Raw genomic sequence first — 16803 nt, forward strand, 5'->3', positions numbered from 1 at the left:
CCGGTGGGGACCGGCCGGTATCCCGGCCGGTCCCCACCATCGGGAAAGGTGCCAACCCTTGCGAACATCCGTGAGCCGGCGCGCCGGCGCGGCGCTGATCGGCCTGCTGCTCGCCGTGCTGCCGGTCACCGCGCCATCCGCGGTGGCCGACGACGCACAGACCCTGACCTGGACCACCGACGACGACATCACCAGATACCGCAGCACACCGGCCACCGCCGAGGCCGGCGCGACCACCATCGTCTTCGAGAACAGCACGGCCACCGGCAACACCACCGGGATGCCGCACACCCTGACCTTCGACACCAGCGCCGAGGGCTACAACCACGACGTCACCCTCAACATCCTGGCCAGCCCGTTCGACGTGAACAACGGCCGGCACCAGGCCACCGTCACCCTCACCCCGGGCAGGTACCGCTACTACTGCACCATCCCGGGCCACAGCACCATGGTCGGCGAACTCACCGTCACCGGCGGGGGCGGCGAGGACACCACCGCGCCCACGGTGACCGGCGAGGTGACCGGAACCCGCAACGCCGACGGCCACTACGTCGGCTCCGCCACCGTCACGGTGACCGCCACCGACACCGGCTCCGGGGTGGACACCGTGGAATACCAGATCGACGACACCAGTTGGCGGCCGTACACCGCACCCGTCGCGGTCGCCGCGATCGGCGACCACGCGGTTCAGTTCCGGGCCGCCGACAACGCCGGCAACGTCTCCACCACCGGCTCGGTGTCGTTCCGCGTCGTGGCGGGGAACTCCGATTCCACCCCGCCGACGACGACCGTCGCCCTGACCGGCGACCGGGACACCGCGGGACGCTATCTCGGCGCGGCGACCGCCACCGTCACCGCGGCCGACACCGGGTCGGGCGTGGACCGGGTGGAGTACCAGCTCGACGGCGGCGCCTGGGCGGCCTACACGGCGCCGCTGGTGATCAGCGCCCTCGGCGCGCACATGCTGCACGCACGGGCCACCGACAAGGCCGGCAACGTGTCGGCCGAGCAGATGGCGCACTTCACCGTGGTGCAGCGGCCCGCCGAGGACACCACCCCACCGGCGGTCACCGCCGCCGTGACCGGCCAGCGCGATCCCGCGGGCGACTACATCGGTACGGCGACCGTCACCGTCACCGCCACCGACACCGGGTCCGGAGTGGGCACCGTGGAATACCGGCTCGGCTCCGGCGCGTGGACGGCGTACACCTCGCCGCTCGCGGTGAGCGTGCCCGGCACCCACACCGTCCGGTACCGGGCCACCGACAACGCCGGCAACACCGCCGCCGAGCAGCAGGTGTCGTTCACCGTGGCCGCAACCGGCGCCGACGCCTGCCCGGACTCCGACACCCGGGACACCGTGATCATCGACGGCGCCGACACCCGGGTGCCCAACACCGACTCCGGCAACGGCTGCACCGTCAACGACCTGATCGCCGAGAACGACCGATACCCCCACCACGCCGCCTTCGTCCGGCACGTCGAAACCGTCACCGCCGGCCTGGTCACCGCGGGGAAGCTGACCGCACGGCAGGCCGGAGCGATCGTACGGGCCGCCGCACGATCCGGAGTGGGCTCATGACCATCACCCGCACCTCGACGCCCGGGAGCGCACCCATGCGACGTACCGCCGCCCTCGCCGCCCTGACCATCGCCGTCGTCACCGGTTCCCTGCTGCCCTGGCCGTCAGCCGCCAACGCCGGCCTGGTCACGCACTGCATCGGCACCGGCGGCGCGGTGACCGTTCCCAACGACCTGCTCGTTCCCGCCGGTGAATCGTGTGCGCTGACCGGGACCGTCATCACCGGCAACGTCACCGTGGCGGCCGGCGCCAACCTCGTGATCGACGGCGGCCGCACGGACGGGACGATCCGCGTCGCCGCGGACGGCTATCTCGACGCCCGCGCCACCACGATCGGCGGCTCCGTGGTTCTGGCGTCCGGCGGCTACGGCGTGTTCCTCAAAGACGCGACGAGCGGCGCGGTCACGGTACGGCCGAAGGGCACGGCGTCGATCGACAGCTTCCTGTTCACCGAAGGCGCACGCATCACCGGTACCGTCAACACCCAGGGTGGAGAGGTACGCCTCGGCGAGGAAACCGAGGTCGCCGGCAATCTCGTCAGCTCCGGCACCTATTACACCGACCTGCACGACTCGTTCGTGGACGGCACGCTGTCGGTGCTCAACAGCGGCTCCGGGGCCGTGGTGTGCGGAAGTGCCGTACGCGGCAAGGCGACGTTCGCCGGCAACGTCGGCGGCGTCCAGCTCGGCCCGAACGGCGCCCTGGACAGCTGCGCCTCCGGCGGCTACTTCGGCGGCGACGTCAGCGTCACCAACACCACCGGCGCGACGACCGTGGACGACAACATCATCGACGGGCAGCTGACCGCACACAGCAACGAACCGGCCGCCGTGATCGCCGCGAACAATCGCATCCGCCGCGGGGTGGCCGGGGCGCCACCCGCCGCGGCCGCGCAGAGGCAGCACCAGGCGCTGACGGTGACCACCCCGCGGCAGGAAACGGTTGAGGAACGCGCTGAGGAGCGCCGGTCCACGGCCGTACGGGAGGCGGACGCGGCCGGCCGGGCACACCTGTAACAGGTACTGCCGACTCTCACGTCCTTCCTCAGCGGGTCGGCGTTCGGTGAGGCGCAGTGATGCTTCACCGAACGCCGCGGGTTTCCCCTACATCACCTGGTCGACACCGTCGGTGGCCTGCTCCTGGGTGAAGCCGTCGGACGTCAGTTGCCCGATCAGGCCGGTGCGGGAGAACGACGAGGTGTCGAGGTAGTTCCGCGCCGACTCGGCGGCCTGTTCCTCGTAGTCGATACCCAGGGAGTCCACGGCCTTGGTCGCGGTCTGCTCCGGGTAGCCCTCGAACTTCAGTTGCTGGATCAGGCCGGTGCGGGAGAACGGCGACGTGGCGAGGAAGCTCCTGGCGGACCCGATCGCGTTCTGCTCTTCCACGGACAGCTTCGGCTCGGCCGGTGCCGGGGCGGTGGTCGCTTGCTGAGCGGTGTTTCCGGCGCCCTCCGGACGGTCGCTGTCGTCCGTGTTGCCCAGGGCCACGCCAAGGCCGACCAGGAGTACGGCACCCAGAATGATCGGCAACTTCCTCCGCCTCCTGAACGGGGGCGGAGAGCTGTGAATCGGCAGGCGAGTCTGACGGGGCAGGTACGGAATCCCCGGTTGCGGCTGCGGCGGGGGGATGGACATTCCGGGACTCCTCGGACGTCGAGAGGGGTGATGTCCCGGTGGGCGGACCGCCTGCCGGGACATCACGGCCGGGTCAGAGGGCGGTGTCGACGCCGAGAGCCTCGCAAGCCTTGTTGACCGCCGTGCGGGCCGCGGTCGCCTTGGCATTGTTGTCGTACTCGCCGATCGGGTCCGCCTTGTCCTTGGCGGCTGAGCCCGCCGCGGCGGCGAGAGCCGTGACCGCCTTCGCGGTCGCGGTGTCGCCGCTGCCGGCCGCCTCGGTCAGGGAGGCCGCGAGGCTCTTCAGCACCCCCTTGCTCTCGGCGAGCGGAAGGTCGGCGCCGCCGTTGGTGGCCTTCGCCGCCAGGGCGATCAACCCCTCGCCGTAGGCCAGGCTCGCCTTCTCGGCAGCGGTGCAGATCTCCTTTTCGGAGGCGCCTGCGGGGGCCGCGGCCGAGGTCGTGGTGGCCGCGGGGGTGGTGACGGCCGGAGCCGCCGAGGAGGCCTTCTCCTCCTCGCCGCACGCGGCAAGACCCATCATCGAAACGCCGATCAGTACGGCGGAACCAATTCTCACAAGATTCACAGGGCGTGAGGCTAGGTGATCATGGGCGTGATGATCAACTGCCTACCCGGGAAGCGCGGCGGACCGTTATCGGCAGACGTGGTCGGCGAGGAAGCGTTGCCACGGCACGGCGTCCGGGTCGTCGATCGTACTGACCCGCCAGCCGCCGGTCGGGTGCGGTCGTAGCGGGTACAACGGGACCTCGATCGTGTGCAGGCCGGTCAGGCGCCGGATGCGTACCGGGACCGGCTGGGCCGAGGCGGGCACCGCGCGGCAGTCGGTGACGTGGTAGTAGACCCTGATTTTCAGGGTCTCCCCCGGCGGTAGCACGTAAGGGCGGTCCGGGGTCAGCGTCTCGCCTCCGACACGCGTCATCTGCAGGGCTGTGTCGTAGTAGAGGTCGCCGACGGTGACCCGTTCGACCCTCATGCCCGGCCGGTCCTCCTCCACGCCGACGATGGTCAGCGACAGGCGGTTGTCGTTCGAGACGGTGAATTCCTGCGCGACGTGCTCGGTCGGCGCCGCGTGCAGGCGGTTGACCAGGGAATCCGTCTCGGCCAGAGGGTTCGTGGCGTCGCCGTAGACGTACCAGCCGTTCCAGCCGGGAAAGGCGGTCAGGCGCGGGGCGACCACCCCGGAACGGTCGGTCGCCACGCCGGCGACGACCAGTGCGAGCAGCACGGCCGCGATCAGGGCGAGGCGTCGGCGGGTACGCACGGGCAGCATCCCGGCCTGCGGATTCAGCCCACGCCACACCTCATCGGTCAGCACGGAGTCGGACGGCACGGCAGGAATGTACCAGCAACTTGGTACATTGTGGCGATGAGCTTCTGGCTGCTGATCGTCACACTGCCGGTCGCCGTCGCGTTGTTCACCGCCGTGCTGACCGATTTCCCGGTGCAACGGGAGGCGGTTCGCCGGTTCGCCGAACGTCATGGCTTCGTGGTCACCGCGGACAACGGCGCTCGGATCGCCGACTATCTGGCCACGGTCCGGCGTTGGCGCTCCGCCGGGCTGGCCGCCGCGCTCACCGCGTACACCATCGTCGACGTGCGCAACAACCGGCTCAGCGTGAGCGTGACGTTTCTGCTGGCCGGATGGTTCGCCGGCGCGGTGATCGCCGAGGCGCAGCTGGCGGCCCTGCCGCCGGGCCGGCCGGGCGCCGGACTGACCCCGCGCACCGCGGCCCGTTACCTGCCCGCCGCCCAGCGGTACGCACTGCCTGCTGTGATCCTGGCCTTCGCGGCGCTGGCGGCGGCCGGCGGCGCGCCTTCGGGCCGGCTGGCGGCGCTGTCCGCCGCCGTCGCCGTCGTCGCGGCGCTGGTGGCCCTGACCGTACGCCGGATCCTGCTACGCCCGCAGCCCGTCGCAGCCGCCGGTGCGCTGGCCGCCGACGAGGCGATCCGGTCCCGGTCGCTGCACGCGGTGACCGCCGCCGGAACGACCCTGGTCGCCTACTGCGCCGCGGACCTGCTGCTGCGCGCGGTCGCCGGCCGGTCCGCGGACCTCGCGCTGCTGCTGATCCCCCTGGTCGCGATCGGGGTGCCATGGTGGGGCTGGCGCCACGGAACCGCCCGGCCACGACCGGCATGATCGTCGCCGTCGATCCGGACAGCACCGTCCCGCCGTACGACCAGATCCGGGAACAGCTGACCACGATGATCCAGGCGGGGGTGCTGGCCGCCGGGGTGCGCCTGCCATCGATCCGCCAACTGGCAGCCGATCTGGGGCTGGCGCCGAACACGGTCGCCCGGTCCTACCGCGAACTGGAATCGGCCGGGCTCATCGTCACCCGGGTCGGCCGGGGCACCACGGTGTCGCAGCTCCCCACGCTGCCCGCGGCCGAGCGGCAGCGGCTGCTGCGAGCCGCCGCCGAGTCCTACCTCGCCACCGCGGCCCGCCTGGGCAGCACCGTCGACGAGGCGATCGCGGCGCTGCGCCCCGGGGCGTGATGCCGCGTGAGCGCAATCCTGAACCGGCTCCGGCGAAGGCGTCCTGGTTGACCGGCTGCTTCGTTCCCTTGGCGGCGATGTCCATGCGCACCGTCGCGCGGCCTTCCCGGGCACGTGGCCGACGGACCGTATATTGGCGGCCATGACGCTACTCGACACCGCTGATCGGGACCGGTCGCGGCAGCCCGCCCCACCACTGCGGGGTGGCCTCGGTCGATGGGTTGCCGGGTTCGGCGGGCGGGCGTTCCTGGTCGCGGCCCTCGCGGCCGTGCTCGGCGGGCTGAGCGGGATCGCGCTCGGCTCCTGGCTGGCATGGCGGGACGTGGACCCGATGGCGCCGGACCGGGCCACGACGCTCCAGCTCGCGCCCACCGTCCTGCCGGGCGCATTCGACGACCGGGTCGACTACTACGGGCGGCACACCTTCTGGAATCCGTACAGCAAGAACACCCTGCACGGCGGCACCGGGGTACGGGTGGGCCGGGCCCACGTGACCGGCGCCGTGCCCGCGCAAGCCGGCCCCGAGGAGGTCGCCGCCGCCGTCACCCGGCAGATGCGCGCGGGCGGCTGGCAGGACGTGCACAGCACGATTCAGAACTCGCCGTTGGCGACCGTCGAGGTGACCGGCACCCGCGGCGGGTACCTCGCCGCCGTGCAGTTCACCCGGGCCGACGAGGCCAATCCGGCCACCCTGGGGTTCGACCTGATGTGGGCCGAGCCGCCCAGCCAGCCGCGCTACGCCGTCGCCGGTGGTCTGGCCGGCGCGCTGCTCGGCGCGCTGCTCGGGTTCTTCACCTCGCGGCGATGGCGGAGGCACAGCCGGAGGATGCAGCGGGCGTACGTGAGTCTCTGTTCCGTCACGCTGCTGATGCTCACCCCCGCCTGCCTGGGCAACATCCCCACCGCGGCCGGCTCCCTGATGGCCAACACCCACCGCAACGGACCGGGCCCCTCGGTGTACTGGGGCGGTTTCGTAATCTACGGGGCGGAGCCGCTCGCCATCCTGTCCGTGCTGCCGATCCTGGCGATCATCATCGGCTGCTTCCTGCCTCCCATCACCACCGCCCGCCGAGAGGCGGAGACCACCCGACCAACCTGATCGGCTGCAGACCGGCGCCCATCCCGAGACGGCCTAAGCCTGGGCGAATGTCTGGATGAAGTAGTGGAGGGTCGCCGGGGCGCCGGCATTGGGCTGGCCGGCTGGGACGAAGCCTTTGCCGACGGCCACCCCGACACCGGTGGTGCGATAGGCGCAGTTTCGCATCGTGGCGTTGTGGCCCGGACTGTTCCGCCAATAGTCGAGCGCGTAGTTGACCTCGGGCGCGGGTGCGCTGCCGGTGTAATAGCGGACGTAGGCGTTCTCGGTGCCGACCCGGCCGACTTCCCGGGAGATCCGGGTGGCGGCGTCGCTGCCATCGGAGCCGACGTGGCCCTGCTTGTTGGGATCGCCCTTCTCCCACAGGCCGGGCGGCCCGGGATGCTGGGACAGGTCGTCGGCGTGCCTGCGGGCCACGCCGACCAGCTGCGGATCGACCTGTAGCGTCGTGCCGCACGACTCGCGGTGGATGACGTTGACCTGGTCCAGGATTTGCTTTTCTGCCGGGCTCAGCGGCGCCGACCCGTCCGGAACGATTCCCTTGTGCGGCAGCACGAAGTTGTATCCCATCGGCTCGTGCAAACCGCTGGCCGGACAACGCTGATTCTGGCGATAGTAGGTGCCATCACGACCGGAGAAGAACATGCCATTGCACTTGCCACAGAAACGCCAGTCAGGCTGTGCGGTCGCCGACCCCGGCACATCATGGGGCAGCACGAAGTTGAATCCCATCGGCTCGTGCAAACCGCTAGCCGGACAACGCTGATTCTGGCGATAGTAGGTGCCATCACGACCGGAGAAGAACATGCCATTGCACTTGCCACAGAAACGCCAGTCAGGCTGTGCGGTCGCCGACCCCGGCACATCATGGGGCAGCACGAAGTTGAATCCCATCGGCTCGTGCAAACCGCTAGCCGGACAACGCTGATTCTGGCGGTAATAGGTGCCATCACGACCGGAAAAGAACATGCCATTGCACTTGCCACAGAAACGCCAGTCGGGCTGTCCCTGTTGCTGAAGCTCCCAGAATCCTAGCGCTTTTTCGGTGTTTTCCACGGCGAGCCCGGCCAGGGCCGCGGTGGCGCCCAAGCCGGCGATGACGAGGCCGCGTCGCGTCAGCGACATGCCGGCACTGGCGAGTTGTCGGGCGTGTTCCATCTTCGCCTCGATTCCATGCTGTTGCCGTTTCAGCATCCCATAGCGGGACGCCGGAAAAGCAGCAGTCATCCTAACGAGAGCCGGCCCGGAGGAAAGCTGCCGAGCTTCTTCGGGCATGGACGTGACCTTCGAGAAACGCCTCTCTCCTGCATGCGCCTATGGGCGGTGTCAGCCCTCGCGCCAGTCGTCGGACGTGAGGTGCGAGCCGGCCTGAGGGCCCATCAGCAGCATGCCGCCGTCGATGACCCAGGAGGCGCCGGTGACATAGCCGGCTTCGGGTGAGGCGAGCATGGCGATCACCGCAGCTACCTCGTTGGCGTCGCCGGGCCGGCCGGCCGGGATGCCGGGGCGGGTCACCGTGTGCGGGTCGACGTCCTCGTTGCCGGTCATCGCCGTGGCGATCTCGCCGGGGGCGACCGCGTTCATGGTGATCCCGGCGGCCGCCAGTTCCTGGGCCAGCACCTTGGTGAGCAGGCCCAGCCCGCCCTTGGCCGCTGCCCGTGTCCACCTGCCCGATTTCCGGCCGCTCACCTGGCGTGACGTCGATCCCGCCGCCCGGTGTGCGCCGGCTGCTATCGACTCGACCGGCTTGAGTACCTATCTCGGGCGCGAGCCCGCGGCCGGCCCGGCAAGATCACTCGGCATCCCATTCGTCGCCGTCTTCGCCCCACTCGTCGTCTTCGTCGCGGTCCGGGTCCGCGGCGTAGGCGGCCAGCCGGCCGCGGGCCTGCACCGCCAGTTGCTCGACCGTCAGGGGGCCGATGCGGTCGGGGTTGGCTCGCATCCAGGTCAGCGAGTGCGGATCGGGTACGGCGGCGCACCGGAACGTGGCATTCTCCAGCAGGTCGGCGTCGAGCCGTACGCCGGTCATGTGCTGCATGAGGGCGAGCGTTCGCGCCTGCCAGGCCTCGTCGTACTGCCAGCGTGGGTCGGCGGGGTCGTACTCCTCGGTGCTGAGGTCGAAGCCGAGCGCCTCCAGGACCGGCACCAACCGGTCCGGGTCGCTGCCTTCGCGCCATCCGGCCCCGCCTGACGGATCGAAGGTCAACAGGGTCTCGCCGTCGCGCGCCCACCGCAGGACCGGGTCGGTGTTCTCGTTGAAGTAGAACGACACCAGTTCGCCGCTAGCGGACAGCAGCCGGGCGGATTCCTCGGTGGAGCACCGGAAGCCGTTCGGCTCGGTGATCAACGTCCAGCCGCCGACGTCGCAGGCGGCGATGAAGTCGAGCCCGCTGTCCAGGTCCGCGTAGAACGCCCCGTCCTCGCCGATGGGATCCGGATAGCCGACCTGATCGGCGGCCCTCTCGAGCCGGTGCGCGCCGGTGATGTCGACGGCCTCGCTGCCGTCGAACGCGGCGATCACCTGGTCCGGTGTGAGACCGCGGACCAGGGTGACGCAGAAGTTGAGGCCAAACGGGCAGTCCTCGCCGAACCAGAGGTAGTCGTCAACTGATGCCGTCACCGTCACGAGACGATCATGCCGGATCCCCCCCGTCCAGTCGCGCGCCCGGGTGGTGCCGGGATCGATCACGGCGGGCCTGCCCACTTTCGCGGCCGGCGGCATCGGCCCCGAGGGTAACGGCACCTTCGCTGATGATCAGGAATCGAGAAGCCGCCGGCGCATGCCGGAACCTAGCGTTGCGGGTACAGCGATTCCCGCCCAGGAGGTTCACGATGCAGAAGCGAGTCCGGCAAGTCCATCGGTGGACATCGATTGTCTTCACGGCCACGGTTGTCGTTACGTTCATCGTTCTCGCCCAGGAGGACCCGCTCGTCTGGGTTTCCTACACACCACTGCCACCGCTCGCGCTACTGCTGTTTACCGGCCTGTACCTGTTCGTCCTGCCGTACACCCGACGCCGCGCCGCCGGCCGCCCGGAGTGACCGGCGGTCCGGACTGATGGCCGCTCCCAGTTCGGAGCCGATCAGCCCGCTGCGTCGCGGACGTCCTGTCCGTACTCGACGAAGTTCTTGAAATCCTGCATGTGCTGCAGCGACTGCTTGCGGAAGGCGCCAGGCATGACGAGCCCCACCAGCCGCATCAGCAGGCCGGTGAACCGGTACTCGTTTTCACTCTCCCAGAGCGTCCGCTGCGGGCCGGTTTCGGTCAGCCGATCGCGCGAAACACTCCACATGCCCTCGCCGACGATCTCGCGGTCGAAATGAACGACGGCTTCGCTGGGGATCCCGTGCAGGTCTGCCGGCTCCCGGCGGGTGATGGTCTCGGTGCACTCCATCCTCTGCTTACCCATCTGCATCACGACGCGCGACGTGGCGCCGAGCTGCCCGTGTGTGCCACTGACCGGCTCGTGCAGCACCAAGCCCCGCAGCCACTTCGGAAGATGCGCGGGGTCCGCCAGCAGCTGGGCCACCTGCTCCCTCGGCAGGGCGATCTCGATGGAGACGGTGTACTTCATGGTGGCGCGCTCCCGGTTCTTGAGGGCGGTCCCGTATGCCAGCCCGCGGCTCCAAGTCTCTTTCACGGCCGGGCCTGTCCCGTGGCAACAGCCTGGAAGCTTCGTCGCCGGCGCCTTCGGCCCGCGAGGTGGGCGTACCGCGCGGCCCGTATGGGCCGAAGTCATCGCCCGCGCCACCGCCTGACCTGAGTTCACGGAACCCGGCCATGCCGTGAGCGCTAACAATTCGGCCGACGGCGGCGGCAGTGCCGGTGCGCAGGTCACGGCGCGCTTCAAGCGATGATCCACGCCACCATGACTGCCACCAGGCTTGATGCGCGCAATAACACTCTTCTCGAGAGTTTCTTCGGCCACCTCCATTCCGGTGCCGCCGGTCATTTGTTTTCGGCATATTGACGAACCGCAACGCCGAGGTAACAATTCACTCCACCGGAGAGCGCTCTCTGACCGGTGCCGCATGACACCCCGCCCCGCCGTACGTCTGTCCTCACGGACGCGCGGCAACCCGTCCGACAGGCAGGTCCATGACACCCCCGACACTGACTTCCCCACCGCCGCAGACACTCCGCCGCCGTGGGCGGGTCGTGCTGAGCACCGTCCTCGCCGCGACCCTCGGCATCACCGTCGTCTCGGTCGCCACCAACGCCAGTGCCGCGGACGCCCTGATCTCGCAGGGCAAGCCGGCCACCGCCTCGTCCGTCGAGAACGCCACCTTCCCCGCGTCCGCCGCGGTCGACGGCAACACCGGCACCCGCTGGTCCAGCACGTTCGCCGACCCGCAGTGGCTGCAGGTCGACCTGGGCAGCACCCAGTCGATCAGCCAGGTCGTGCTGAACTGGGAAGCGGCCTACGCCTCGGCCTTCACCATCCAGACGTCGGCGAACGGCAGCACCTGGACGAACATCAGCCCGGTCACGGTCGGCCAGAACGGCCTGCAGACCCTGAACGTCACCGGTAGCGGCCGGTACGTGCGGATGAACGGCACCACCCGCGCCACCCCGTACGGCTATTCGCTCTGGGAGTTCCAGGTCTTCGGCGGAGGCGGAACCGACCCGTCGCTGCCCACCTCGGACACCCCCGACCTGGGCCCCAACGTGCGGATCTTCGAGCCGTCCACACCGGCGTCGACCATCCAGTCGGCGGTGGACCAGGCGTTCAACGCGCAGCTGCGCAGCCCGACCGCGCAGTTCGGGGCACAGCGTCACGTGTTCCTGTTCAAGCCCGGCACGTACGGGCGGGTGTGGGCCAACGTCGGGTTCTACACCACGCTGGCCGGTCTCGGTCTCAACCCCGACGACGTGACGATCAACGGCGCGGTCAACGTCGACTCCGGCTGGAACTACGGCGACGAGTCCAACGCGACGCAGAACTTCTGGCGCAGCATGGAGAACCTGTCGATCGTGCCCGAGGGCGGCACCAACCGGTGGGCGGTCTCCCAGGCCGCCCCGATGCGCCGGGTGCACATCAAGGGCAACCTGACGCTGGCGCCGTCGAACCAGGACAACGGGCAGGGCTACTCCAGCGGCGGTTACCTGGCCGACTCGGTGGTCGACGGCGTCGTCTCCTCCGGTTCCCAGCAGCAGTGGTACACCCGGGACACCCGGATCGGGCGCTGGGACGGCGGCGTCTGGAACATGGTGTACTCCGGCGTCCAGGGCGCGCCGGCGAACGCGTTCCCGAACCCGCCGCACACCACCCTGGCGACCACGCCGGTGACGCGGGAGAAGCCTTTCCTGTACGTCGACAGCGCCGGTCTCTACCGTGTCTTCGTGCCCGCTCTGCGGCGTAACTCCGCGGGCGCCAACTGGCCGAACACGGCCGGCACGTCGATTCCGATGCGGGAGTTCTACGTCGCCAAGCCCGGTGACAGCGCCGCTCGGATCAACTCGGCTCTGGCCCAGGGCCTGAACCTGTTCTTCACCCCGGGCACGTACACCCTCAACGACACCATCCGGGTCACCCGCGCCAACACCGTGGTCACCGGCATCGGCTTCCCGACCCTGATCCCGACCGGCGGGGTCGAGGCGCTGAACATCGCCGACGTCGACGGGATCAAGGTCAGCGGTTTGACCTTCGATGCGGGTACGACCAACAGCCCCACCCTGATGAGCGTCGGGCGCGCCGGCGTACACACCGACCACGCCGCGAACCCGATCAGCCTGCAGGACGTCTTCTTCCGGATCGGCAGCAGCGTCCAGGGCAAGGCCACCACCACCCTCGCCGTGCACAGCGACGACACGATCATCGACCACATCTGGGCCTGGCGGGCCGACCACGGCGGCGCGCCCACCGGCTGGGCGGTCAACACCGGCGACACCGGCCTGCTCGTCAACGGCGACGACGTCCTGGCCACCGGCCTGTTCGTCGAGCACTACCAGAAGTACGAGGTGATCTGGAACGGCAACCGCGGGCGGACGATCTTCTTCCAGAACGAGAAGCCGTACGACGTACCCAACCAGGCCGCCTGGATCGGTCCCCGCGGGAACGGGTACGCCGCCTACAAGGTCGCCGACAGCGTCACCGACCACGAACTCTGGGGCGGCGGCTCCTACGCCTTCTTCAGCGCCAACCCCAGCGTGCGGGTGGACCGGGCGTTCGAGGTGCCCAACCGGTCGGGTGTCCGGCTCCGCAGTGTCCTGACCGTGTCGCTCGGTGACGTCGGCACCATCGCCAACGTCGTCAACGACGTCGGTGGCGCCGTCCCCAACCCGGCCGGCAACACCACGCCGCGCAACGTCGTGGCGTACCCCTGATCCTTGAAGTAACGGCAACACTGATCTGAACCCGGCGGCCACCGGTGCGACTCGCACCGGTGGCCGCCCCCATCTCGGATCCGGGACACCCGCGACGAAAGACATGCCCGAAAGGCGCCGCTCACCTGCCGTGACCAGCGCCGTCAGGTTGGAGAACCGCTTCCGGTCGCCTGACGCACCAGAGAGGTGACTCAGCGATTCCACGCCCGTGCGTCCGCGACCCGCCGCGCCCGCACCTCTGTGGAGTCCGGCTGCTCGGTTCCCGCCACCCATCGCGCCTCGAACCGGGCCACCAGCTCCGCCGTCATCTCCTCCTCACTGATCGGCGTCCTCCGCTCCCTGTCCTCGATCGAATACCAGACAGGTTCCGGAAGCCTGTACCGCTGAGCACGCTTGGCGTCCGCGCAGACGTGAACCACGCGGCGCGCAAGGGCCACCACGTCCACGTCATCGCGGTACAGGGAGGCGTACAACTCGTTCTCCAGCGCGATGGTCTCCGTCTCCCACGGTTCGGGCGGCGGGTAGGGGTCGCCGTCCTCCTCGTACACGGTCCGCTCCGCCGCCCTGCTCCGCGCCCGCAGGGCGGCGCCACCGCCGAGCAACGAAAACGGGTAGTTGAAAACCGGCACCGACCACGGCCTGGTCCGGCCGATCCGCGCCACCCCGAGCGCCTTGACCAGCTCGAACATCAGATCGCCCGCCTCGCCCTGCGCGTCGGGACGAGCGAGGAGGTCCTGCAACGCTTCCCGGGCCGCGACGAGCCCGGCCGCAGCCGACCACTGCGCCAGCTCGGTGACCACGTCGGGCACCGTTCGCCCGGCAGGCTTCGGGAACCTGCTCGGCTGATGCTGGAAGACCCGGCACGGCTGCTCCACACCCCACAGATGAGTCAACGGCCCCACCCGCCCGGGCACCGCCGCACACATCACCGCGCAGTGATCGTCACTGACGTAGGCGGCCAGCACCGGCTGCCCGGTCACCCCGGCGAGTTCACGCGATGGTGCGATCAGATCCGGCGGGTCGTTGAAGCCCTGCGTCTCCAGCATCTGCCAGCCATCGCCGAGCTCTCGCAGCCAGCGGTGCTGGAATCCATACCCCTGGGTCGCGTCCTCCGCAGCAAGGAGCCCGGACGGCCGGGCCACGACGATCGTCCCCCAATAGCCGCTCACGCTCACACGCTAAACGATCATCAATGTGGCACGGCCTCCGGAACCGCCGGAACACCTGGAACTCTTTCGCGCGTACGACCTCCCCTCCCCAACCATCGCCCCAGGAAGCCGAACGACGTGTGCGGCAGGCGGATCGGCACGCCCGCCCGGTCGGCCACGTCGATTGCGGAGCATCGTGAAACGGGACAGCGGCGGCCGATCCGCGGTCGTTAGCCTCTCGATCATGAGAACTTCATGGGGGGCTCGATCACTTGTGGCCACAGGTGCCATGGCCGCATTACTTCTCACACCGACGGCGACTCAGGCTGCCGCCGGCACCGGCAACATCATCCAGGTCGACGTGGCTGCCGACGGCACTCCCGGAGATGGCTACATCGGCGAACTGGACATCTCGAACGACGGCAGGTACGTAGCCTTCACCTCGAGCTCGTCCAACCTCGTTCCCGATGACGCGAACGGCACCTACGACGTTTTTGTTCGCGACCTCCGAACCGGCACTACCAACCTGGTCAGCAGGGGCATCGGCGGCCAGCCGGCCGATGGCTACGCCGCGGACACCAAAATCTCCGGCAATGGCCGGTACGTCGCGTTCGCCTCGTTCGCGTCCAATCTGGTGGCCGACGACACCAACGGCGACCAGGATGTATTCGTCCACGACCTGCGTACCGGCATCACCACCCGCGTGAGTGTCGCCACCGGCAACGTCCAGCTCGACGGCATCCAGTCCGGCCCCTCGATCTCCGACGACGGCCGGTACGTGACCTTCATCGAGACGGACTACCTGCACGGCGTGGGTCAGGAGGCGTTCCTCCATGACCGGAGAACCGGCGTCACCAGGCAGATCACCGCACCGGCCGGCGGCGCCCCGGCCCAGACGGCCGCCTTCGAGGCCGTCCTTTCCGGCAACGGCGAACGGGTGGCCTTCAGCGGCACCGGCGATTACACCGGCGACGGCGGCAGCACGAGTGCGGTCTACCTGTCCGAACTGGCCACCGGCGCCACGATCCGGATCAGCCCGCAATCGATCGGCACCGACCCGGCGGACGGGCGCACGCCGGCAATCGACCGGAGCGGCACGAAGGTGCTGTACACCAGCAACGCCGCGCTCGTCCCGTCCGACACCAACGCGGGTTCGGACGCCTACGTCCACGACCTGACCGCCGGCACGACCGTGCTGGTCAGCGCCAATCACGCCGGCTCGGGCTCCGGCAACGGCGAAACCTTCGAGGGAGCGCTGTCCAACAACGGCCGCTACGCGGGGTTCTTCTCACTCGCCTCGGACCTGGTCGCGACCGACACCAACGGCGAGCTCAACGACGTCTTCCTCCGCGACCTGAGAAGGGACCGCACCACCCTGGTGACCAGGTCCGCCTCCGGTGACAGCGGCAACGACTACAGCTGGGGCGGCATTCCGTCGGGCGACGGCAGCCGTGTCCTGTTCACCTCGGAGGCGACCAACCTGGGCGTCGACCCTGGCGACGGCCGGGCGCACCTCTTCGTACGCTGCCTGCGGCGCTGCTGAACCACCCCCTGGCCTGGTCCGCCGCGATCCCGGCGGACCAGGCGGATTCAGCGCCGGCCTTTACGTGACGCCGGGGAACCGGCCCGCGTTTCCTTCCTCAGGACTCGCAGTTTCGTTTCACGTCGCCGGTATCGGATGTGCACCTGTCGGAGCTGTCGCCGCCATCGGAGGTGTCGTTGGCGGACACGCCGTCGTCCGCCGACAGGGTGTCGCTGCCGCCTCCGCCGAAGAGCTCGTCGCTACCGAGTCCGCCGAAGAGCTCGTCGGCCCCGGATGCGCCGAGCAGCTCGTCGTCGCCGCCACCACCGAGCAGGTCGTCGTCGCCGACTCCTCCCACCAGGAGGTTGTCGGCGACATTGCCGACGACGAGGTCATCGCCCGAGCCGGTCTGCGCGTTCTCGACATCGGTGAGGAAGTTGTCGCCCTCACCGGCAACGCCGTCGTCGGCGATGCCGTTGAGGCTGATGTTCACGTCCGTGGTGCGATCCGCGTAGGTGCCGAGGTCGGATCCCGGTCCGCCGGAGAACCTGTCGGCGCCGTCCGCGACGTTCAGCGACCGTGCGGTGTCGCTTCCGTCCTCGCCGTTGAGCGTGTCGTTGCCGGTTCCGCCGATGAGGGTGTCGTTGCCGGCTCCACCGCAGATGACATCGTCACCGCCGAGCCCTTCCACCGTGTCGTTGCCGCCGAGGGCGGCGATGATGTCGCGGTTCGCGGTGCCGCGGAGGGTGTCGATGCCGGCGGTGCCGGTGATGGTGGCGGTGAGTCCGGCACAGGTGACGACAGCCTGCGCGCCGGCGGTGGGGAGAATCAGGCCGGCCGCGGTGAGCAGCGTGACGGCCGTGCCGCCCGTCAGCGTGCGGATCCTGGCTTGATGACGGTTCATCTGTAGGTGTTCCTTCCTCGAGGTGGATGGTCGGGTCAGCCGGCGGCCAGAACGGCTCCGAGGTTGTCGTACGGCTCCGCCACGCCGGTCAGT

At 69.5% G+C, this 16803-nt stretch carries 17 protein-coding genes; 8 read left to right on the forward strand and 9 right to left on the reverse strand.

Translation table 11 applies throughout. The annotated features are described in order from the left end of the window. The first annotated feature begins 58 nt into the window (after positions 1 to 58). Both IEZ13_RS16730 and IEZ13_RS16735 read left to right on the forward strand, forming a co-directional pair. On the forward strand, positions 59 to 1582 hold the full coding sequence (locus tag IEZ13_RS16730; protein ID WP_221245267.1) for a cupredoxin domain-containing protein: 1524 nt from the start codon (positions 59 to 61) through the stop codon (positions 1580 to 1582). Positions 1583 to 1617: 35 nt separating this feature from the next. Further along, positions 1618 to 2598: a hypothetical protein gene (locus IEZ13_RS16735; protein ID WP_183218606.1), complete on the forward strand. Its 981-nt coding sequence runs from the start codon at positions 1618 to 1620 to the stop codon at positions 2596 to 2598. Positions 2599 to 2685: 87 nt separating this feature from the next. Here the strand turns inward: IEZ13_RS16735 and IEZ13_RS16740 are convergent, their stop codons facing one another. The 3 genes from IEZ13_RS16740 to IEZ13_RS16750 form a co-directional block, all read right to left on the reverse strand. Next, positions 2686 to 3111 carry an Ltp family lipoprotein gene (locus IEZ13_RS16740; RefSeq protein WP_203833706.1) on the reverse strand — a complete coding sequence of 142 codons (426 nt, stop codon included), beginning with the start codon at positions 3109 to 3111 and terminating at the stop codon, positions 2686 to 2688. Between the two features lie 178 nt (positions 3112 to 3289). Continuing rightward, on the reverse strand, positions 3290 to 3736 hold the full coding sequence (locus tag IEZ13_RS16745) for a hypothetical protein (protein ID WP_183218608.1): 447 nt from the start codon (positions 3734 to 3736) through the stop codon (positions 3290 to 3292). A gap of 111 nt (positions 3737 to 3847) precedes the next feature. Beyond that, a complete protein-coding gene (locus IEZ13_RS16750) occupies positions 3848 to 4546 on the reverse strand; it encodes a hypothetical protein (protein ID WP_183218609.1) in 699 nt (232 codons plus the stop codon). A 36-nt stretch (positions 4547 to 4582) separates the two neighbouring features. Here IEZ13_RS16750 and IEZ13_RS16755 point away from each other — a divergent pair, with 36 nt between their 5' ends. From IEZ13_RS16755 to IEZ13_RS16765, 3 genes are all read left to right on the forward strand, one after another. Beyond that, positions 4583 to 5353 carry a hypothetical protein gene (locus IEZ13_RS16755; protein WP_183218610.1) on the forward strand — a complete coding sequence of 257 codons (771 nt, stop codon included), beginning with the start codon at positions 4583 to 4585 and terminating at the stop codon, positions 5351 to 5353. Beyond that, positions 5350 to 5712, forward strand: a complete 363-nt coding sequence (locus tag IEZ13_RS16760; protein WP_183218611.1) for a GntR family transcriptional regulator — start codon at positions 5350 to 5352, stop codon at positions 5710 to 5712. Before IEZ13_RS16755 ends, IEZ13_RS16760 begins: the two co-directional genes overlap by 4 nt. 142 nt (positions 5713 to 5854) lie before the next feature. Further along, complete coding sequence (locus tag IEZ13_RS16765) at positions 5855 to 6811, forward strand: hypothetical protein (protein ID WP_183218612.1); 957 nt, start codon at positions 5855 to 5857, stop codon at positions 6809 to 6811. 33 nt (positions 6812 to 6844) lie between these two features. Here the strand turns inward: IEZ13_RS16765 and IEZ13_RS16770 are convergent, their stop codons facing one another. The 3 genes from IEZ13_RS16770 to IEZ13_RS16780 all read right to left on the reverse strand — a co-directional run bounded on the left by IEZ13_RS16770 (position 6845) and on the right by IEZ13_RS16780 (position 9428). Continuing rightward, positions 6845 to 8083 carry a CAP domain-containing protein gene (locus tag IEZ13_RS16770; RefSeq protein ID WP_189285745.1) on the reverse strand — a complete coding sequence of 413 codons (1239 nt, stop codon included), beginning with the start codon at positions 8081 to 8083 and terminating at the stop codon, positions 6845 to 6847. A 51-nt stretch (positions 8084 to 8134) separates the two neighbouring features. Further along, positions 8135 to 8497, reverse strand: coding sequence for an SDR family oxidoreductase (locus IEZ13_RS16775; RefSeq protein WP_229794742.1), 363 nt, complete (start codon positions 8495 to 8497; stop codon positions 8135 to 8137). 103 nt (positions 8498 to 8600) lie between these two features. Then, positions 8601 to 9428 (reverse strand): DUF6461 domain-containing protein, encoded by an 828-nt coding sequence (locus IEZ13_RS16780; protein WP_183218614.1) that lies wholly within the window; start codon positions 9426 to 9428, stop codon positions 8601 to 8603. Positions 9429 to 9640: 212 nt separating this feature from the next. Here IEZ13_RS16780 and IEZ13_RS16785 point away from each other — a divergent pair, with 212 nt between their 5' ends. Beyond that, positions 9641 to 9850 (forward strand): hypothetical protein, encoded by a 210-nt coding sequence (locus IEZ13_RS16785; RefSeq protein ID WP_183218615.1) that lies wholly within the window; start codon positions 9641 to 9643, stop codon positions 9848 to 9850. A 41-nt stretch (positions 9851 to 9891) separates the two neighbouring features. Here the strand turns inward: IEZ13_RS16785 and IEZ13_RS47740 are convergent, their stop codons facing one another. Further along, positions 9892 to 10383, reverse strand: coding sequence for an SRPBCC family protein (locus IEZ13_RS47740; protein WP_183218882.1), 492 nt, complete (start codon positions 10381 to 10383; stop codon positions 9892 to 9894). A gap of 524 nt (positions 10384 to 10907) precedes the next feature. Here IEZ13_RS47740 and IEZ13_RS16795 point away from each other — a divergent pair. Next, entirely contained in the window at positions 10908 to 13136 is a 2229-nt protein-coding gene (locus IEZ13_RS16795; protein ID WP_183218616.1) for a discoidin domain-containing protein, read from the forward strand. 191 nt (positions 13137 to 13327) lie between these two features. On the opposite strand, the gene IEZ13_RS16800 is transcribed toward IEZ13_RS16795, so the two are convergent. Next, positions 13328 to 14305, reverse strand: a complete 978-nt coding sequence (locus IEZ13_RS16800; RefSeq protein WP_183218617.1) for a hypothetical protein — start codon at positions 14303 to 14305, stop codon at positions 13328 to 13330. Positions 14306 to 14573: 268 nt separating this feature from the next. Between IEZ13_RS16800 and IEZ13_RS16805 the strand changes: the two genes are divergently transcribed. Further along, entirely contained in the window at positions 14574 to 15827 is a 1254-nt protein-coding gene (locus IEZ13_RS16805; RefSeq protein WP_183218618.1) for a TolB-like translocation protein, read from the forward strand. Between the two features lie 97 nt (positions 15828 to 15924). On the opposite strand, the gene IEZ13_RS47515 is transcribed toward IEZ13_RS16805, so the two are convergent. Further along, positions 15925 to 16710 (reverse strand): calcium-binding protein, encoded by a 786-nt coding sequence (locus IEZ13_RS47515; protein ID WP_183218619.1) that lies wholly within the window; start codon positions 16708 to 16710, stop codon positions 15925 to 15927. Positions 16711 to 16803: the final 93 nt, after the last annotated feature.

This window comes from Actinoplanes campanulatus, from assembly GCF_014647795.1.
Taxonomy (GTDB): domain Bacteria; phylum Actinomycetota; class Actinomycetes; order Mycobacteriales; family Micromonosporaceae; genus Actinoplanes; species Actinoplanes campanulatus.